The sequence below is a fragment of the Pseudomonas sp. H1_G08 genome (assembly GCF_054681355.1).
The window spans coordinates 4956524-4976143 of record NZ_CP162822.1; the positions used below are offsets into that span (position 1 = coordinate 4956524).

18 protein-coding genes are annotated in these 19620 nt (G+C 61.7%); 16 read left to right on the forward strand and 2 right to left on the reverse strand.

Annotated elements, in window-relative coordinates; genetic code table 11:
• Nucleotides 1–74: 74 nt before the first annotated feature.
• From AB4N85_RS22515 to AB4N85_RS22565, 11 genes are all read left to right on the forward strand, one after another.
• The gene (locus tag AB4N85_RS22515) at nt 75–1427 is read left to right on the forward strand and encodes a TolC family outer membrane protein (RefSeq protein ID WP_095181152.1); all 1353 of its coding nucleotides are present in this window, start codon (nt 75–77) and stop codon (nt 1425–1427) included.
• Between the two features lie 33 nt (nt 1428–1460).
• Nucleotides 1461–3617 (forward strand): type I secretion system permease/ATPase, encoded by a 2157-nt coding sequence (locus AB4N85_RS22520; protein WP_122508361.1) that lies wholly within the window; start codon nt 1461–1463, stop codon nt 3615–3617.
• Entirely contained in the window at nt 3607–4974 is a 1368-nt protein-coding gene (locus tag AB4N85_RS22525; RefSeq protein WP_024011116.1) for an HlyD family type I secretion periplasmic adaptor subunit, read from the forward strand. The genes AB4N85_RS22520 and AB4N85_RS22525 overlap by 11 nt, the downstream gene beginning before the upstream one ends.
• A gap of 333 nt (nt 4975–5307) precedes the next feature.
• Nucleotides 5308–6204, forward strand: a complete 897-nt coding sequence (locus AB4N85_RS22530) for a TauD/TfdA dioxygenase family protein (protein ID WP_460065923.1) — start codon at nt 5308–5310, stop codon at nt 6202–6204.
• A 17-nt stretch (nt 6205–6221) separates the two neighbouring features.
• Nucleotides 6222–7082, forward strand: coding sequence for an ABC transporter ATP-binding protein (locus AB4N85_RS22535; RefSeq protein ID WP_460065926.1), 861 nt, complete (start codon nt 6222–6224; stop codon nt 7080–7082).
• A gap of 20 nt (nt 7083–7102) precedes the next feature.
• Nucleotides 7103–7969 (forward strand): ABC transporter permease, encoded by an 867-nt coding sequence (locus AB4N85_RS22540; protein WP_041477414.1) that lies wholly within the window; start codon nt 7103–7105, stop codon nt 7967–7969.
• Between the two features lie 174 nt (nt 7970–8143).
• Nucleotides 8144–9061 (forward strand): LysR family transcriptional regulator, encoded by a 918-nt coding sequence (locus AB4N85_RS22545; RefSeq protein WP_460065929.1) that lies wholly within the window; start codon nt 8144–8146, stop codon nt 9059–9061.
• Between the two features lie 224 nt (nt 9062–9285).
• Entirely contained in the window at nt 9286–10824 is a 1539-nt protein-coding gene (locus AB4N85_RS22550; RefSeq protein WP_460065931.1) for an MFS transporter, read from the forward strand.
• A gap of 27 nt (nt 10825–10851) precedes the next feature.
• Entirely contained in the window at nt 10852–11919 is a 1068-nt protein-coding gene (locus AB4N85_RS22555; RefSeq protein ID WP_460065934.1) for an HlyD family secretion protein, read from the forward strand.
• Complete coding sequence (locus AB4N85_RS22560; RefSeq protein WP_460065937.1) at nt 11916–13511, forward strand: efflux transporter outer membrane subunit; 1596 nt, start codon at nt 11916–11918, stop codon at nt 13509–13511. The genes AB4N85_RS22555 and AB4N85_RS22560 overlap by 4 nt, the downstream gene beginning before the upstream one ends.
• Before the next feature lie 78 nt (nt 13512–13589).
• Nucleotides 13590–13844 (forward strand): DUF2789 domain-containing protein, encoded by a 255-nt coding sequence (locus AB4N85_RS22565; RefSeq protein ID WP_130887562.1) that lies wholly within the window; start codon nt 13590–13592, stop codon nt 13842–13844.
• Here AB4N85_RS22565 and AB4N85_RS22570 read toward each other — a convergent pair.
• Together AB4N85_RS22570 and AB4N85_RS22575 are read right to left on the reverse strand one after the other, a co-directional pair.
• A complete protein-coding gene (locus tag AB4N85_RS22570) occupies nt 13832–14113 on the reverse strand; it encodes a type II toxin-antitoxin system RelE/ParE family toxin (RefSeq protein WP_016772268.1) in 282 nt (93 codons plus the stop codon). The genes AB4N85_RS22565 and AB4N85_RS22570 overlap by 13 nt on opposite strands.
• Nucleotides 14110–14388 carry a hypothetical protein gene (locus AB4N85_RS22575; RefSeq protein WP_016772267.1) on the reverse strand — a complete coding sequence of 93 codons (279 nt, stop codon included), beginning with the start codon at nt 14386–14388 and terminating at the stop codon, nt 14110–14112. The genes AB4N85_RS22570 and AB4N85_RS22575 overlap by 4 nt, the downstream gene beginning before the upstream one ends.
• A gap of 195 nt (nt 14389–14583) precedes the next feature.
• Between AB4N85_RS22575 and AB4N85_RS22580 the strand changes: the two genes are divergently transcribed.
• From AB4N85_RS22580 to AB4N85_RS22600, 5 genes are read left to right on the forward strand one after another with little or no spacing between them, the layout of a single operon-like run.
• The gene (locus tag AB4N85_RS22580; protein ID WP_016772266.1) at nt 14584–15012 is read left to right on the forward strand and encodes a MarR family winged helix-turn-helix transcriptional regulator; all 429 of its coding nucleotides are present in this window, start codon (nt 14584–14586) and stop codon (nt 15010–15012) included.
• Nucleotides 15009–17072, forward strand: coding sequence for an FUSC family protein (locus tag AB4N85_RS22585; RefSeq protein ID WP_460065942.1), 2064 nt, complete (start codon nt 15009–15011; stop codon nt 17070–17072). Before AB4N85_RS22580 ends, AB4N85_RS22585 begins: the two co-directional genes overlap by 4 nt.
• Nucleotides 17069–17278, forward strand: coding sequence for a DUF1656 domain-containing protein (locus AB4N85_RS22590; protein ID WP_016772264.1), 210 nt, complete (start codon nt 17069–17071; stop codon nt 17276–17278). Before AB4N85_RS22585 ends, AB4N85_RS22590 begins: the two co-directional genes overlap by 4 nt.
• Nucleotides 17275–18162: an efflux RND transporter periplasmic adaptor subunit gene (locus AB4N85_RS22595; RefSeq protein WP_056786955.1), complete on the forward strand. Its 888-nt coding sequence runs from the start codon at nt 17275–17277 to the stop codon at nt 18160–18162. Before AB4N85_RS22590 ends, AB4N85_RS22595 begins: the two co-directional genes overlap by 4 nt.
• Nucleotides 18159–19601 (forward strand): efflux transporter outer membrane subunit, encoded by a 1443-nt coding sequence (locus AB4N85_RS22600; protein ID WP_252882969.1) that lies wholly within the window; start codon nt 18159–18161, stop codon nt 19599–19601. Before AB4N85_RS22595 ends, AB4N85_RS22600 begins: the two co-directional genes overlap by 4 nt.
• The last annotated feature ends 19 nt before the right edge of the window (nt 19602–19620 follow it).

Below are 19620 nucleotides of genomic sequence, written 5' to 3' on the forward strand. Positions count from 1 at the left end.
GGGTTGCCATCATCCGACGCAGCACCACGTTTCTGCTGTGATTCAAGACAAGAAGTTCCGGGAAAATTCCAACCATGCGTTCGCTTTTGCTCCTTGCCGCTCCCTTCGCTCTCGCCGCCTCTTTTGTACAAGCACAATCCTTACCAGAAGCCATGCAACAGGCGCTGGATGTCCATCCGGAGATTCAGGCGGGGGTCAATAGTCGATTGGCGGCGGATTATCAGTTAAAGGCTGCGAAAGGGGGATACCTGCCCAAGGTCGATCTGCTGGGCGGTTATGGCCGTGAAGGCACTGACAGTGTGACCACGAGAGCGAACGGTGGAAGCAATCACTGGGAGACGTTGAACCGCAGCGAGTCAAGTTTACGTCTCTCGCAAATGGTTTTTGACGGTTTCGCGACGTCTAACGAAGTTGCGCGTCAACAAGCCAACGTCAGCTCCCGTGCTTACTCGCTGCTGGGTACTTCCGAGCGTACTGCACTGACCGTCGCCCAGGTGTATCTGGACGTGCTGACCCGTCGCGAATTCGTGCGTCTGGCCGAGGAGAACCTCAAGAGCCACCAGCGCATCTACGACCAGATCCAGTTGCGCACCCAGCGCGGCGTCGGCAGCGGTGCCGACCTTGATCAGGCCGAAGCGCGCATGGCCCAGGCCCGCAACAATCTGATCACCGAGCAGACCAACCTCGCCGATGCGGAAACCAACTTCCTCAGCGCCGTCGGTCAGATGCCCGATCAGCTCGAGCGCCCGGCGCCGTTCATGGCGATGATGCCGGCCAACCTCAATGAAGCCCGCGCGCAAATGCTGGAAAACAGCCCGATCCTGCGTTCCGCCGAGTCGGACATCGCCGCTGCCGAGAAGCAGTTCGCCACCGCCAAATCGACCTTCTACCCGCGTTTCGACGCCGAACTGGGCCGCTCCGCCGACAACGATCTCGATGGTCAGAACGGCCACAACAATGAATGGCAGGCCATGCTGCGCATGCGTTTTAACCTGTATTCCGGCGGCAGCAACAAGGCCGATCTGGAATCCAAGTCGTACCTGGCCAACCAGGCGCTGGACATCCGCAACAACGCCCTGCGTCAGTTGAATGAAGAGCTCGGCCTCGCCTGGAACGCGCTGAACAATGCCAACGCCCAAGTGCCGATCGCCCAGCAATACGTCGATCGCAGCACCTCGGTGCGTACCGCCTACCAGCGTCAATTCAGCCTCGGCGAACGCACCCTGCTGGATTTGCTCGACAGCGAAAACGAACTGTTTACCGCCTCGCGGCGTCTGGCGGAAATCAAGAACATTCAGTTATTTACTCAGTACCGAATCAAGGCGACCATGGGCCAATTGCTCAAAAGCCAGGGAGTGGTCGCGCCGTTGGCATCCGTTGTGCAGAACGACGTGAAGCCCAAGGTCCAGCTGCCTGGGATGAACTGAGTTATCCCTTTCAACTGTTAAAGAGTGTCGAGCGTGGAATCAGAAGTCAGTCGAGTTCAACTCAGCCATGATCCACGCGCGTTGCATGACGATCCGTTGCTGGATGGTCTGCTCGCCCTGTGCATGCTGCACCAGAAGCCTGCCAGCGCGGCGATGCTGACCACCGGCCTGCCGCTGCCCAAACAACGTTTGAGTGTCGAGTTGCTGCCGCGCGCAGCAGCTCGCGCCGGCCTGCAGGGGCGGGTGTTGCAGCGCAAGCTCGAAGAAATTCCGGCGATCGCCATGCCCGCGCTGTTGCTGCTCAAGGATGGCCGCAGCGCCGTCCTGCTCGGCTGGCAGGGCGACGACGAAGCACGCGTGCTGCTCAGCGAAAGCGATGGCGGCGAATCGGTGGTCAGCCGCGAACTGCTGAGCGACGATTACACCGGCAAAGTGTTCTTCGCCCAGCCGCAGCACAAATTCGACGTCAACCACGGCACGCTGATCCCGCGCGCACGCTCGTGGTTCCGTGACACCCTCAAGCGTTCGCGCTGGCTGTACGCCGATGCGATCGCCGCCAGTTTCCTGATCAACATCATCGCCATGGCCGCGCCGCTGTTCGTGATGAATGTCTACGACCGCGTGGTGCCGAACCAGGCCGAAGCAACCCTTTGGGTGCTGGCGCTGGGCATCACCGGCGCTTACATCTTCGACTTGATCCTCAAGAGCCTGCGCAGCCTGTGCCTGGATCTGGCCGGGAAGAAAACCGACCTGATCATCTCCGCCACGCTGTTCGAGCGCATCGTCGGCATGGCGATGAAATACCGCCCGGCGCGGGTCGGCAGCTTTGCGCAGAACATCCATGAGTTTCAGAGCCTGCGCGACTTTCTCGCCTCGCTGACCCTGACCAGTCTGATCGACCTGCCGTTTACCATTCTGATTTTCATCGTCATCGCCATTCTCGGCGGGCATCTGGTGTGGATTCCGGTGCTGGCGTTCCCGATTGCCCTGTTGATCGGCTACGCCTTGCAGAAGCCGTTGATCGCGACCATGGAGCGCACCATGGCGCTGGGCGCCGAGCGCCAGTCGAGCCTGATCGAAACCCTCGCCGGCCTGGATGCGGTCAAGGTCAACAACGCCGAAAGCGAGCGCCAGTATCAGTGGGAGCAGACCATCGGCACCCTCAGCCGTCTCGAGCTGCGAGTGAAAATGCTCTCCGGCCTGGCGATGAACATCACCTTGCTGATCCAGCAACTGGCCGGGGTGATCATGATCGTCTTCGGCGTGTACCAGATCATCGCCGGCAACCTGAGCATGGGCGGGCTAATTGCCTGCTACATGCTCAGTGGCCGCGCCCTCAGCCCGCTGGCGTCGCTGTCCGGCCTGCTCACGCGCTATCAACAGGCGCGGGTGACCATGACTTCGGTCGACCAGATGATGGAGCTGCCTCAGGAGCGCAACTTCGAGGAGCGCCCGCTGAGCCGCAAGGTTCTGCAGGGTGCGATCGAATGCCGTCAGCTCAGCTTCACCTATCCGGACCAGCAGAACCCGGCGCTGAAGAACATCAACCTGGTGATCCGTCCCGGCGAGAAGATCGGCATCATTGGCCGCAGCGGCTCGGGCAAGAGTTCGCTGGCGAAACTGCTGGTGGGCCTGTACCAACCGGACGACGGTGCCTTGCTGGTCGACGGCGTGGACATCCGCCAGATCGACGTCAGCGAACTGCGCTACAACATCGGCTACGTACCGCAGGACATCCAGCTGCTGTCCGGCACCCTGCGTGACAACCTGGTGTCCGGCGCGCGTTACGTCGAAGACGAGCTGGTGCTGCAAGCCGCCGAACTGGCCGGCGTCCACGAATTCGCCCGTCTGCACCCGCAAGGCTACGAGCTGCAAGTCGGCGAGCGTGGGCAAAACCTCTCCGGCGGTCAGCGGCAGAACGTCGCCCTGGCCCGGGCGCTGTTGCTCAATCCACCGATTTTGTTGATGGATGAGCCAACCAGTGCGATGGACAACACCGGCGAAGAACGCCTCAAGCAACGCCTCGCAGCAGTGATTGAAAACAAAACCGTGGTGCTGGTCACGCATCGGGCATCGCTGTTGTCGCTGGTCGATCGCCTGCTGGTGATCGATCGCGGGCAGATTCTCGCCGACGGCCCGAAAGCCGCCGTGATGGAAGCGTTGAAGAAGGGGCAGATCAGTGTTGCTTAAGTCCGGTGTCAAGGAGTCGATCCGTCGCTACTTCAAGGGCTCTGCCTCGCTGCAGGGCCAGCCGCTGCCAGAGGTCAACAAGGCGCTGATCGAAGACGCCCCGCGCGTCGTGCGCCTGACCATCTGGGCGATCATCGGCTTTTTCGTGTTCCTCATGCTCTGGGCCAACTTCGCCGTGATCGACGAGGTGACCAAGGGCGACGGCAAGGCGATTCCGTCGTCGAAGATTCAGAAAATCCAGAACCTGGAGGGCGGTATCGTCTCCGAGCTGTTCGTCAAGGAAGGCCAGATCGTCGAGGCCGGCGCGCCGCTGATTCGTCTCGACGACACGCGTTTTGCCTCCAACGTTGGCGAAACCGAGGCTGATCGCCTGTCGATGCTGCTGCGGGTCGAGCGTCTGAGCGCGGAAGTCGATGATCGTCCGCTGAATTTTCCCGAGGACGTGCTCAAAGCCGTGCCGGGTCAGGCGAAAAGCGAAGAGTCGCTGTACATCAGCCGCCGTCAGCAATTACACGATGAAATCGGCGGCTTGCAGGAGCAGTTGATCCAGCGTCAGCAGGAGCTGCGTGAGTTCAGCTCCAAGCAGGCGCAGTACCGTCAGCAACTCGGCTTGCAGCGTCAGGAAATCAACATGTCCGAGCCGCTGGTGGCGCAGGGCGCGGTCTCCCCGGTGGAAGTGTTGCGCCTCAAGCGTGCCGAAGTGGAAACCCGTGGCCAGCTCGATGCGACCACGCTGGCCATCCCCCGCGCGGAATCGGCGATCAAGGAAGTGCAGCGCAAGATCGACGAAACCCGCGGCAAATTCCGCAGCGAAGCGCTGACCCAACTCAACGAAGCGCGCACCGATCTGAACAAGGCCCAGGCCACCGGCAAGGCGCTGGAAGACCGCGTCAGCCGTACGCTGGTTACCTCACCCGTGCGGGGTATCGTCAACAAGTTGCTGGTCAACACTATCGGCGGTGTGATCCAGCCGGGCAGCGACATGGTCGAAATCGTGCCGCTGGATGACACCCTGCTGGTCGAAGCCAAGATCCGCCCGCAGGACATCGCGTTCCTGCATCCGGGTCAGGAAGCGATCGTCAAATTCACCGCCTATGACTACACGATTTACGGCGGCCTGAAGGCACAGCTGGAGCAGATCGGTGCGGATACCATCACCGACGAAGACAAGAAAACCACTTATTACGTGATCAAGGTGCGTACCGAGCGCAGCCACTTGGGCACGGATGAAAAGCCTTTGCTGATCATTCCCGGGATGGTCGCTTCGGTGGATATCATCACTGGCAAGAAGTCGGTGTTGAGCTATTTGCTCAAGCCGATCATTCGGGCGCGGGCTGAGGCGTTGCACGAGCGCTAGATCTTCGGCGCTGGTGACGGCCTATTCGCGAGCAGGCTCGCTCCCACAGGAGATTGCATTCCAACTGTGGGAGCGAGCCTGCTCGCGAAGGCGTCCTCCGAAGCGCTACATATCCGTCGGTAAGTGACACAAATGGTCACCCACCCCCTCACCATTCGCCATATCGTTATTCATTAACGGTATTTAATCTCCAGTTCTTATAGCTATAAAGTCACCCACCTGCGTACCTGCCGACCAATCGGCGCGCCGCACGACCTGAACCGACACGCAATCCAGCGTGAGTGTCTGATCGACGAGCGCGTCCGTGAGCGCGCCGTGCGTGGGAGATGATTGATGTCCGCCGCTACTGCCACCGAAAGCGCCGCAACTGCCGCGCCGCAAATCTTCGAAATTCGCCCCTTCAGCGGTGCCGTCGGCGCCGAGATCGTTGGCCTCGACCTGCGCCGGCCGGTCAATGATCAGGACTTCGCGCGGATTCACCGCGCGCACCTGGATTTCCACGTCGTGGTCTTCCGCGATCAGCAGATTACCCCGCAACAGCAAATCGATTTCAGCCGCCGCTTCGGCGTGTTGCAGATCCACGTGCTCAAGCAGTTCCTGCTGGCCAATCACCCGGAAATTCTCATCGTTTCCAACATCATTGAGAACGGCCAGAACATCGGTCTCGGAGACGCCGGCAAGTTCTGGCATTCCGATCTCTCCTATAAAGAGCTGCCAAGTCTCGGCTCGATGCTGCACGCCCAAGAGCTGCCCGCCGAGGGCGGCGACACGCTGTTTGCCGACATGCACAAAGCCTGGGACAACCTGCCGGCTGCGTTGCGTAATGCGGTCGAAGGCCGCTTTGCCGCGCATTCCTACACCGCGCGCTACAGCGAAAGCAAATTCGAGGGCAACTGGCGCCCGACCCTGACCCCAGAGCAACTGGCCCAAGTCGCCGAAGTGGTGCACCCAGTGGTGCGCACCCATCCGGAAAACGGCCGCAAAGCCTTGTTCGTCAGCGAAGGCTTCACCACGCGCATCGTCGGTCTGCCGGAAGACGAAAGTCGTCAGCTGCTCGGCGAACTCTTCGCTCACAGCGTGCTGCCGCAAAACATCTACCGCCATCAATGGGAGCCGCATGATCTGGTGTTCTGGGACAACCGCTCGCTGATCCATCTCGCCGCCGGCTGCCCCGCGCATCTGCGCCGCAAGCTGTATCGCACGACCATTCAGGGCGATGCGCCTTTCTGATTTGCCGGAGATCGACCATGAACGCCCCTTTGCCAGGCCACGCGGCCAGCAACCCGATCGCCCACAGCGAAGCGTTGCTGGCCGTCGATCACGTCAGCCTCGAATACCGCACGCCGCAGCGCGTGGTGCGCGCTACCCATCAAGTCAGTTTCGCCGTCGACCCGGCTGATCGTTTCGTCCTGCTCGGCCCGTCCGGGTGCGGGAAATCGACCTTGCTCAAAGCGGTCGCCGGATTCATCCAGCCCTGCGAAGGCGAGATCCGCCTGCAAGGCCAGCGCGTCGATGCGCCGGGGCCGGACCGCATTGTGGTGTTTCAGGAATTCGACCAGTTGCCGCCTTGGAAAACCGTGAAGCAGAACGTGATGTTCCCGCTGCTGGCCTCGCGCACCTTGAACAAGAAAGAAGCCGAAGAGCGTGCGTTGCATTATCTGGAAAAGGTCGGCCTCGCAGCGTTCGCCGACGCCTATCCACACACTTTGTCCGGCGGCATGAAAGCGCGGGTGGCGATCGCCCGGGCGTTGGCCATGCAACCAAAAATTCTTTTGATGGACGAACCCTTCGCTGCACTCGATGCGTTGACCCGCCGCAAGATGCAGGAGGAGTTGCTGCTGCTCTGGGAAGAGGTGCGCTTCACCTTGTTGTTCGTCACCCATTCGATTGAAGAAGCCCTGGTGGTGGGGAATCGCATCCTCTTGTTGTCGCCACATCCGGGCCGGGTGCGCGCCGAAGTGCACAGCCATCAATACGACCTGCACAGCCTCGGCGGCGTGGCGTTTCAGGCGTCGGCGCGGCGCATTCATCGTCTGCTGTTCGATGAGGGCCAGACGCCGGAGACCCAACGTGATCACGACTTCAACGACATTCGCATCGCCTATTGAGCGGCCAGGAGGACTACCCGATGAGCCATTCATCATCCGTGCGTGAAGAATTCGAAACCGTGCTCGAGCCGCTGACCGCAGTGCCGGTCGAGCGCGAGTTGCCGCTTGGCACGCGCCTGTGGCAACAGGGCTGGTTGCGCAAAAGCCTGATCCTGATTGTGCTGGCGATCATCTGGGAGGTGGTCGCGCGGATTCAGAACAACGACCTGATGCTGCCGAGTTTTCTGCAAACCGCGCAGGCCCTGTTCGACGGGCTGCTCAGTGGTGAGCTGCTGGCCAAGGTGTGGATCTCGCTGGTGGTGCTGATCAAAGGCTACCTGATCGGCATCGTCCTTGCCTTTGCCCTGACGACATTGGCGGTCTCGACCCAGTTGGGACGTGATCTGCTCAGCACCATGACTTCGATGTTCAATCCGTTGCCGGCGATTGCCCTGCTGCCGCTGGCGCTGCTCTGGTTCGGCTTGGGCCAGAACAGTCTGATTTTCGTGCTGGTGCATTCAGTGTTGTGGGCGTTGGCGCTGAACACCTATGCCGGATTTCTCGGTGTGTCCGAGACGCTGCGCATGGCCGGGCGCAACTATGGCCTCAAGGGTTTGCGCCTTGTGTTGTTCATCCTGATCCCGGCGGCACTGCCGTCGATTCTCGCCGGTTTGAAGATTGGCTGGGCGTTTGCCTGGCGTACGTTGATCGCGGCCGAATTGGTGTTTGGCGCGACCAGCGGCAAGGGCGGGCTGGGCTGGTACATCTTCCAGAATCGCAATGAGCTGTACACCGACAAGGTGTTTGCCGGGTTGGCGGTGGTGATCCTGATTGGCCTGTTGGTGGAAAATCTGGTGTTTGCCACCCTCGAGCGCGTGACCGTCAAGCGCTGGGGTATGCAGCGCTGAGGTCTTCGTTGGCTGGGCCGGCCTCTTCGCGAGCAGGCTCGCTCCCACATGAGAACGCATTCCAGGGTGGGAGCGAGCCTGCTCGCGAAGAGGCCAGCGCTGGCATCGTCACTCTTTAGGGATGTTTGTTAGCATTGTGCCCGGATCAATCCAGATCGGCCAAGAGTGCTCAGCATGCAACTCCCGGACATGAACCTTTTGGTCGCCCTCGATGCCTTGCTCGACGAGGGCAGTGTGGTCGGCGCGGCGCGGCGGATGAACCTCAGCCCGGCGGCCATGAGCCGCACGCTGACGCGGATTCGCGAAGCCATCGGCGATCCGATTCTGGTGCGCGCCGGGCGTGGCCTGGTGCCGACCCCCAAAGCCCTCGAACTGCGCGAACAGGTGCGCGACGTGGTCGAGCAGGCGGCGCTGCTGTTTCGTTCCGCCGACAGCGTCGAGCTAGGCACCTTGCGTCGACGTTTCAGCATTCGCGCCAATGATTTCTTCGTCGGCGTTTACGGCGGCAAGCTGTTCGACACCCTCGACCAACTCGCCCCGCATTGCGAATTGCGCTTCGTCCCGGAAGGCGATGGCGACGATGAAGCGCTGCGCGAAGGGCGCATCGATCTGAGCGTCAGCAATACCCGTCCGCTCACGCCGGAAGTGAAAGTGCAGAACCTGTTCTCCACGCATTTCGTCGGCCTGGTGCGCGAGAACCATCCTTTGCTCGACGGCGAAATCACTGCCGAGCGCTACGCCGGTTTTTCCCATATCAGCATGTCGCGCCGTGGCATCGCTCGCGGCCCGATCGACACGGTGTTGAATGCGTTGGGGCTGGAGCGTCGAGTGGCGGTGATCGCGCCGAGTTTCCATGCGGCGATGTTTGCCCTGCCGGACTCCGACCTGATCCTGCCGGTGCCTAAAGAAGCCCTGCTCAGCGTGCGGCGGCTGGGCCTGAAACTGCGTTCATTCGACCTGCCGATTCCGCTGCCCATGCTGATGCTGACCCAAGCCTGGCACCCGCGCTTCGACAAGGACCCGGCCCACCGCTGGCTGCGCGAAACCCTCAAGACCTGCTGCGATGAAACGTGGCTGGCGGCACAGCCGTAAATCATCAGACACCATCGAATCCCTGTGGGAGCGAGCCTGCTCGCGAAGGCGTCGAGTCAGTCACCTCAATGGCGGCTGGTCCACCGCTTTCGCGAGCAGGCTCGCTCCCACATAGGCATTCACCGTTGTGTCTGATGCACTTATAACCTGCCAATAAGTCAATTTTCGTCAGCATCAAGCCCCACTAAAATGCTCCGGTATTTCACCCCCGGAGCTTTTCATTCATGACATCCCTGACGGTCACGGCGCCCCTCGCCGCGACCAGCCCGGCGACGGCGGCTGCGCCACCGGTGTTCGGGGCGCGGATCATCATTGGTCTGGTCGGCGTGCTGTTGGCCGTGCTGGTCTCGGGCCTCAACGAGATGGTCACCAAAGTCGCACTCGCCGACATTCGCGGCGCGCTGCACATTGGCTACGACGAAGGCACCTGGCTGGTCGCCAGCTACACGGCCACGTCGGTCGCGGCCATGGCCTTTGCGCCGTGGTGCTCGGTGACCTTCTCGCTGCGCCGCTTCACCCTCTGCGCGATCGGCCTGTTTACCTTGCTCGGCGTGCTGTGCCCGTTCGCGCCTAATTACGAAAGCCTGTTGTTGATGCGCATCCTCCAAGGTCTCGCCGGCGGTGCATTGCCGCCGATGCTGATGACCGTCGCGCTGCGCTTTCTCCCGGCGAACATCAAACTGTACGGACTGGCCGGCTACGCACTGACCGCGACTTTCGGCCCGGGACTCGGCACGCCGCTGGCCGGTCTGTGGACTGAATACGTCGGCTGGCAATGGACCTTCTGGCAGATCATCGTGCCGTGCCTGATCGCCATGGCCGCAGTGGCTTACGGATTGCCCCAGGATCCGCTGCGCTTGGAGCGTCTCAAGTCGTTCAACTGGAAAGGCCTGCTGCTGGGCTTTCCAGCGATCTGCATGCTGGTGATCGGTCTGTTGCAGGGCAATCGACTGGACTGGTTCGAGTCGAATCTGATCTGTGGATTACTCGGTGCCGGTTCGCTGCTGCTGGTGGCTTTTATGATCAATGAATGGTCGCAGCCGATTCCGTTTTTCAAGCTGCAGATGCTCGGCATCCGCAACCTGCTGTTCGCCCTGATCACCCTCGCCGGGGTGTTGATCGTGCTGTTGGCGGTGGTGCTGATTCCGTCGAGTTATCTGGCCCAGGTGCAGGGTTATCGTCCGGCGCAAACCGCGCCGATCATGCTCATTGCTGCGCTGCCGCAGCTGATTGCGCTGCCATTGGTGGCGGCGCTATGCAACTTGCGCTGGGTCGATTGCCGCTGGGTGCTTGGCATTGGTCTGAGCATGCTCGCGCTGTCCTGCCTCGGCGGTTCACACCTGACTTCGGCGTGGATTCGCGATGACTTCTACGTCCTGCAATGGCTGCAGATTTTCGGCCAGCCGATGGCGGTGTTGCCGCTGCTGATGTTGTCGACCGGCAGTATCACGCCGATGGAAGGCCCGTTCGCGTCGGCGTGGTTCAACACCGTCAAAGGTCTCGCCGCAGTGGTCGCCACCGGCGTGATCGAAGCGCTGACCACCGCGCGCCTGCATTTCCATTCGACCATGTTGGTCGACAGCCTGGGCAATTCGCCGCTGGCCGATCACAGCGATCCGGGCCTCGCTCACCGCGTGCACGAGCAGGCGGTGGTGCTGACTTCGGCCGATCTCTACGTGTGCATGGCCGGCGTCGCCGTGGCGTTGATCCTGCTGATTTTCTGGCTGCCGACGCGGATTTATCCGCCGCGCGCGCCGACCTGATCGCTGTACTGAAACTGAAGGTTTTTTATGACTCAATCCAAGCAAAAACTCGCGGTGGCCGTGGCTGCCGCGCTGGCGGTGGGCGTGCTGGTGTACCTGGCGATGCCCGGGTTGTTCGGCCAACGCACCGAGCAAACCACCAATGACGCCTTCGTCTCCGCCGACTACACGCTGGTGGTGCCGCGCGTGGCCGGGTTCATCAAGCAGGTGCTGGTCGAAGACAACCAGCAGGTCAAGGCCGGGCAATTGTTGGCGCTGATCGATGACCGTGATTTGCGCGCAGCGGCGGAAGCGGCGGACGCGCAAACCCTGGTCGCGCGGGCGCAATTGCAGAACGCCAATGCGACCCTTGAGCGGCAGGCGTCGCTGATCGCTCAGGCGCAGGCCACCGTGGTCTCGGCCAAAGCGCAAATGGCTTTTGCGCAGCAGGAACTGAACCGCTACAACCATCTCGCCGGAGTCGGTGCCGGCACCGTGCAGAACGCGCAGCAGGCGCGCACGCGCATTGATCAGGCTTCGGCGCGTCTCGACACCGCGACGGCGAAACTGGCGGCCGAACGCAAACAAGTCGAAATCCTCACTGCCCAGCGCAACGCCGCTGAAGGCAATCTGAAACACGCGCAGGCGGCACTGGAAATCGCCAGTTTCAACCTCTCTTACACGCGCATCATCGCGCCGCAGGACGGCATGATCGGCGAGCGCGCGGTGCGTGTCGGTGCCTACGTCACCCCGGGCAGCAAATTGTTGGCGGTGGTGCCGTTGCAGCAGGCTTATGTGGTCGCCAATTTTCAGGAAACCCAGTTGACCGACGTGCAGCCGGGTCAGGATGTGCAAGTGCGGGTCGACAGCTTGGGCGGCGAAGCCCTGACCGGCCGCGTCGAGAGCATTGCGCCAGCGACCGGCGTGACCTTTGCTGCGGTGAAACCGGATAACGCCACCGGTAACTTCACCAAAGTGGTGCAGCGGATTCCGGTGAAGATCATGCTGGAACCGGGCCAGCCACTGGCCGAGCGCTTGCGGGTGGGGATGTCGGTCGAGGCGAGTATTGATACCGCCAGCTCGAAGGCGTCCGGGCGCGAGGTGACGCAGCGATGATCGGTGTTGAATCGGTTGGCCTCATCGCTGGCAAGCCAGCTCCCACAGGGGTCATTGGCAGGCTGAACCATTTTGCACAACCTGCACAATCCTTGTGGGAGCTGGCTTGCCAGCGATGGGGGCATAGGCAGCAGCTCACCCTGAGTGCCTTGCTTGCAGTCAGCCTCAGTGCTTGTACCGTCGGCCCGGACTTCCAGAAACCCGAAGCCACCCAACCTGCCGACTGGGCCAAACCGGCGCGGTCCGCCCCAAGCCAGGCCGTCAGCGAACCCTTGAACGAACGCTGGTGGGAAACCTTCCAGGACCCGCAGCTGTCCGCGCTCACCCAGCGCGCGCTGAACAGCAACCTCGACCTGCAACTGGCCAGCAGCCGCCTGCAACAAAGCCGCGCCGCGCGCCAGGTGATCACCGCCGAGCGTTATCCGAACAGCACCGCCAGCGGCAGCTACGCACGTAAACGCAACAGCGGCGAAGGCTTGAACGATCCATCGGGAAATAACGGCGACGAGGCTTTCAACCTGTGGGATGCCGGTTTCTCGGCGTCATGGGAACTGGACTTCTGGGGCCGCGTGCGCCGTGAAACCGAAGCCGCTGATGCCAATCTCGAAGTGGCAGAAAACGACCGTCGTGACGTACTGCTGACCGTGCTCGCCGACACCGCGCAAAACTACATTCAGCTGCGCGGCGTGCAGAACACCCGCGCCGTCACCGAGCAGAACCTCGACGTCGCCCGCCACAGCCTGAAACTCTCGCAGCTACGGCTGGCCGATGGCGTGGCGACCGATCTGGACGTCGCCGAAGCCGCCGCGCAAGTCGCCGCCATCGAGGCACGGCTGCCGGCGCTCGAGCAGCGTCAGGCGCAACTGATCAACGCGATCAGTCTGTTGATGGGCGAGCCACCGCAAGCTCTCGCTCAAACGTTATCCACAGACGCGGCAGTGCCGCAGTCGCCACTGCAAGTCGCCATCGGCCTGCCGTCGCAATTGGCCGAACGCCGCCCCGATATCCGCCAGGCCGAAGCGCGTCTGCACGCCGCCACCGCCAACATCGGCGTGGCCAAGGGCGATTTCTATCCGCGCATCACCCTGTCCGGCAACCTCGGTTCCCAGGCCATGCAGCTGAGCGATTTCGGTTCATGGGGCTCGCGTGCCTTTGCCATCGGCCCGCAATTCAGCTTGCCGTTGTTCGACGGCGGTCGCCTTCGCGGCATGCTGCAACTGCGCGAAGCCCAGCAACAAGAAGCGGCCATCGCCTACCAGCAGACTGTGCTGCGTGCCTGGCATGAAATCGACGACCAGCTGACCGCCTACAACGCCAGCCAGCGCCGGCGCGACAGCCTCGCCGAAGCCGTGCGTCAGAACCAGATCGCCCTGCGCACCGCGCAACAGCAATACGTCGAAGGCGTGGTCGATTTCGTCAACGTCCTCACCGTGCAGAGCGCCTTGCTCGCCACGCAGGAGCAATGGGTAGAAAGCTCGACCGGGGTGTCACTGGCGATGGTCGGTTTGTACAAGGCGCTTGGCGGTGGATGGCAGTCGGTCTATCCGGCAGCGCAACTGGCCGCAGGCTCACCTGACGTCGCCAGACCCTGAACCCGCAGCGCCAGCTATGATCAACTCCATTGCAGCAAACGGCGCAACGCCGGACCTGAATTGCAGAGGAGTTGCATCATGGAAAATCCGCAGCACAGCCTACCGGCCCTGTTCAAACAACTCGGCCTCGATGACGATCCGACTGGCATCGACAAATTCATCGCCAGCCATTCGCCGCTCAAACCGGAATTGCATCTGGCTGACGCGTTTTTCTGGACGGAAAGTCAGGCGCAGTTTCTGCGCGAGGAGATTCTGGATGATGCGGATTGGGCGGAGGTGGTGGATCAGTTGAATGTGATGTTGCGCAAGGGGCGGGCTGATTACTTCGGCTGAGGCCAAGTCCGTGCCGTATGCACCAGCGCCATGATCCAGACGGCATCTCTCTCCGTTTGATAGACAAGACGGTAACTGGGATGCGGAATCAGCTCACGCGTACCGGCAATGATGCCGGCACGGCCAATCAACGGATTGTCGGAAAGGCGATGAACCGCTTCGCTGAAGCGCAGATCCATTTCGATGGCCGCTCTTGGGTTGGCGGCCTGCAAGTAGTCCCAAATGTCTGCACGATCCTGTGCGGCGGCTGGCGTCCATATGATTTTCATAGGTGATCTTCTGCCTGCCTGCGCTTTGCCGCGAACGCTGCTTCTACGTCTTCGTTGTTCAATCCGTCTCCGGCACGTACGGATTCCCGAGCGATTTCAACCTTGCGTTGCAGGAACGCTTCATATTCGCGGGCCTCTCGCTGGGTTTGAACATACTGACGCATCATGTCTCGCATGATTTGCGACGCCGGCCGGTGTGCCGCTTCGGCTTCCGCCATGAACTCCTCCCGCAGTTCCGGCTCCAGTTTCATTGTGAAAACGGCTTGTTTTGACATGTTGGGCTCCTGAATTTGGTGATGACAACATATATACCTTGTCAGTATCGAAGGAGATAGCTTTGAGTCAGATAGGGCGACTAACGGAGAGATTTGTTTCAAAACTTGACTGAAATTCCCATCCAGTGCGATATTGATAGTTAGCAAACTAACAGTGTCCGTTATCCCGTGTCCGATTCCCTCGACAGTCTCCAGATGAACATCAGCAGCGCCATGGTGGTGGCCGCCCGGCATTGGCGGAAGATCTGCCAGACCACGCTGGTCAATTACGGAATTTCCGAAGCCTGCGCCGTGCCCTTGTTGATGATCGGGCGTTTGGGCGAGGGCGTGCGTCAGGTGCAAGTCGCCCAGGCTGCGGGGATGGAGAGTCCTTCACTGGTGCGTTTGCTCGATCAGCTGTGCCACGCCGGTTACGTCTGTCGCACCGAAGATGCCCAGGATCGCCGCGCCAAGTGCCTGAGCCTGACCGATACCGGTCGCGAGCTGGTGCAGGCGGTGGAGGCTGAGCTGGTGCGCTTGCGTCATGAGGTGCTGGAAGGCATCGAGCGCAGTGATCTGGAAGCTACGCTTCGGGTACTGAGGGCTTTTGAGGCGGCGAGTTCGCCTGTGGTGGTCAATTCTTGAACGGTTTTTTCACTGGCATGCCGCCGGCCCGTGACTGGTTTTACGGGGTTCGTACCTTTGCAGCGTCGATGATTGCGCTGTACATCGCGTTGCTCATGCAAATGCCGCGTCCGTATTGGGCGATGGCCACGGTGTATATCGTCTCCAGCCCGTTTCTCGGCCCGACCAGCTCCAAAGCGCTGTACCGCGCGGCGGGCACTTTCCTGGGCGCGGCGGCGGCGGTGCTGTTCGTGCCGATGTTCGTGCAGAGCCCGTATGTGCTGGTGGTGGTGATTGCCTTGTGGACGGGGATCTTGTTGTTCATGTCCCTGCATCTGCGCACCGCCAACAGTTATGCGCTGATGCTGGCCGGTTACACCTTGCCGCTGATTGCCCTGCCGGTGGTCGATAATCCGCTGGCGGTGTGGGACGTGGCCGAGGCGCGTACCGAAGAGATTTTCCTTGGCATCGCCGTCGCTGCGGTGGTCGGTGCGATGTTCTGGCCGCGACGGCTGGCGCCGGTGTTCAATGATGCCGTGAGCAAGTGGTTCGCCGATGCGACGAGCTACAGCCTGAAGTTTCTCAGCCGCGATGTGCAGCCGGAAGAAGTCACCGCGCTGCGCATGGCCATGGTCGCCAATTTCAACAGCCTCGAGTTGATGATCGGCCAGTTGCCCCACGAAGGCGCGCGGCCACAAACCGTGCGTAACACCAAGGAACTGCGCGGCCGGATGATTCACCTGTTGCCAGTGATCGATGCCCTAGAGGATTCGCTGTACGCCCTCGAACGCCGCACCCCGGAACTGGTGGAAAAATTCCAGCCATTGCTGACTGCGACCCGGGAATGGCTGGACCACGCAGACGCCAATCTCGAGCGCTGGCAAGCACTCAGAGATCAACTCGACGCGTTGCAACCGAGCGCCGAAGCGCTGGAGGAGCGCAAACAGTTGCTGTTCTCCAATGCGATTTACCGCCTCGGTGAATTCATCGATCTGTGGCAGGACTGCCGCAGCCTGCAGGATGCGATTCTTTGCGAGCTCCAGGACAGCTGGCGCGCGGTGTACCGGCACTGGCGCCTGGGCCGGTTGACGCCGTTCATCGATCGCGGGCTGATGCTCTACTCGGTGACCTCGACCATTCTGGCGATCATCGTTGCTTCGGTGCTGTGGATCCTGCTCGGCTGGCCGGACGGTGGCAGCGCGGTGATTCTGGCGGCGGTAGCGTGCAGCTTCTTTGCCTCGATGGACGACCCGGCGCCGCAGATTTACCGGTTCTTTTTCTGGACCGGGATGTCGGTGCTGTTTGCCAGTCTTTACCTGTTTCTGATTCTGCCCAACCTGCACGATTTCCCGATGCTCGTGCTGGCGTTTGCCGTGCCGTTCATTTGCATCGGTACGCTGACCGTGCAGCCGCGTTTCTACCTCGGCATGCTGCTGACGCTGGTCAATACCTCGTCGTTCATCAGTATTCAGGGTGCCTACGACGCGGACTTTTTCGCCTTCGCCAACTCCAATCTGGCTGGACCGCTGGGGCTGTTGTTCGCCTTCATCTGGACGCTGGTGGCGCGGCCATTCGGTGCCGAACTGGCAGCCAAGCGTCTGACCCGATTCAGCTGGAAAGACATCGTCAGCATGACCGAACCGGCCAGCCTCGCCGAGCATCGGCAGTTGGGCGTGCAGTTGCTCGATCGGCTGATGCAGCACCTGCCGCGTCTGGCCCTGACCGGTCAGGACACCGGCATCGCGATGCGTGAAGTGCGTGTCGGTCTGAACATGCTCGATCTGCTTGCCTACACCCCGCGTGTCACCGGCGTGCCAAACGCCCTGCTGCGACAAGTGGTGGGGGAGGTCGGCGAGTATTTTCGCGCCTGCCTCAAAGCCGACGAACGCCTGCCGGCACCGAGCGGTCTGCTGATGACCCTCGATCGCGCGCGCCGTGCGCTCAACGGCCAGGGTGACGATGAAACCCGTCTGCACCTGTTGCACGCCTTGAGCGGTCTGCGTCTGGCCTTGCTGCCCGGCGTCGAGTTCGTCTCCAGCGCCGAGCCCGAAGAACCGCTGCCCGATGGAGCGCCCCTATGATCGGTGATCTGGATATCAGCGGCATCTTCCTGCCGACCCTGCTGGTGCTGATGGGCATCACTTACGTGCTGTTTTTGTTGGTGCATGGCGTGCTGCAACGCCTGCATTTTTACCGTCTGGTCTGGCACCGGGCATTGTTCAACGTGGCGCTCTACGCCGTGCTGCTGTACGGCGTGGACTCACTCAGTCGATACCTGATGACATGAAAAAACCGTTTCTGACCATCGGTCGCGTGGTTCTGACCCTGCTGATCGTGACTTTTGCCGTTGTCCTCGTCTGGCGCATGGTGATGTATTACATGTTCGCGCCGTGGACCCGAGACGGCCACATTCGTGCCGACATCATTCAGATCGCCCCGGACGTGTCCGGGCTGATCCAGCAGGTCGAGGTAAAGGACAACCAGTTGATCAAGCGTGGTCAGGTGCTGTTCAGCATCGACCAGGATCGCTTCAAACTGGCTCTGCGCCAGGCCAAGGCCGCCGTTGCCGATCGCGAAGAAACCCTCGCCCAGGCGCAGCGTGAAGCCAAGCGTAACCGTGGCCTCGGTAACCTGGTGCCGGCCGAACAACTGGAAGAAAGCCAGTCGCGCGTCGCCCGTGCGCAGTCGGCATTGGCCGAAGCCTTGGTGGCGGTCGACAGTGCACAGCTCAACCTCGATCGCTCGGTGATCCGCAGCCCGGTCGACGGTTACGTCAACGACCGCGCGCCGCGTCCGCAGGAGTTCGTCACCGCCGGGCGCCCGGTGTTATCGGTGGTCGACAGCAATTCATTCCACATCGACGGCTATTTTGAAGAAACCAAACTCGACGGCATTCACGTCGGGCAATCGGTGGATATTCGCGTGATCGGTGACCGCGCCAGGTTGCGCGGGCATGTCGAAAGCATCGTCGCCGGCATCGAAGACCGCGACCGCACCAGCGGCAGCAACCTGCTGCCCAACGTCAACCCGGCGTTCAGTTGGGTGCGCCTGGCGCAGCGGATTCCGGTGCGCATCGCATTCGATGATGTACCGGCCGACTTCCGCATGATTGCCGGGCGTACCGCCACTGTGTCGATCATCGACGATCAGCATGAGGAGCCGCAGCCATGAGCAGGGCCTGGTTGATCGCCGGGTTGGGCATGATGCTCTCGGCCTGTCAGATGGTCGGCCCGGATTATCAGGTGCCCGCCGACGCGGCGGTGCAGCGCAAGGATATTCAGGGTGAGCTGGCAGTCGCCGGCAAACCGGTAATCTCGGAGCCGGTGCCGGCGGACTGGTGGCGGCTGTATAAAGACCCGCGCCTCGATCAACTGGTACAGCAGGCCATGGCTTCCAACACCGACCTGCGCGTGGCGGCGGCGAACCTGTCGCGGGCACGTGCTCAGGTGGATGAAGCCGAGTCCGCTGGCGGCTGGAGCGGCGGGGTGAAAATGGGTGCGCAACGTTTGCAGGAATCCGGTCAGGCGTTCCTGCTGCCGGAAAAAGTCCCGGTGGCCAACATCGCCGATATCGGTATCAGCGCTTCGTACCAGTTCGACCTGTGGGGCACCTTGCAGCGCGGTATCGAAGCGGCCAAAGCCAATGCCGATGCGACTCAGGCCGCAGCCGACACTGCGCGTATCACCTTGGTGGCGGACGTGGTTCGCGCCTATACGCAAGTCTGCGCAGCCAATGAAGAGCGGGAAATCGCCGAGCATTCTCTCGACCTGCAATCGCAAAGCACCACGCTGATCCAGCGTCTGCGCGATGCCGGGCGTGGCGACGAGACCCAGGTCACCCGTTCGCAGACCCAATTCAAATCCCTGCGCGCCGACTTGCCGCGCTATGAAGCAGCGCGTCAGGCCGGGCTGTTCCGTCTGTCGATGCTGCTGGCCAAACCGGTCGAGCAGTTGCCGGCAGGTACCGCCAGTTGCGCCGAGTTGCCGAAGATCGCGCAACTGGTGCCGGTTGGTGACGGCGCTGCGCTGCTCAAGCGCCGCCCGGATATTCGTCAGGCCGAGCGGCGTCTTGCTGCGGCAACCGCCGGCATCGGCATCGCCACCGGTGAGCTGTACCCGGACATCAGCATCGGCGCGACCATCGGCACCGTCGGCATCATTGATGACCTCGGCGACCCGTCGACCAACCGCTGGGGCTTCGGCCCGTCGCTGAGCTGGAAAGTACCGACCAACGGCGCCCGCGCGCGCATCCGTGAAGCCGAGGCCAACACTCAAGGCGCGCTGGCGCATTTCGACGGCGTGGTGCTCAACGCCATCCGCGAGACCCAGACCGGTCTGGCCCAGTACAGCGCGCTGCTGCAACGCCGCGATGCGCTGGCCGAAGCCGAGCAGTCGGCGAAGCTCGCCGCCGAGCAGACGCACCGCTTCTTCCAGGCCGGCCGCGAGTCGTTCCTCGCCGACCTGCAAGCAACCCGCACCTACACCGATGTCACCGCGCAACTGGCCGCCGCCAACACCCAGGTCGCAATGAGCCAGATTGATTTGTTCCTCGCCCTGGGCGGTGGCTGGGAAAGCGGACGAACGAACACCTCGAGCGCCAGCAAACCCTGAGGCCGTTGCTATGCTTTGA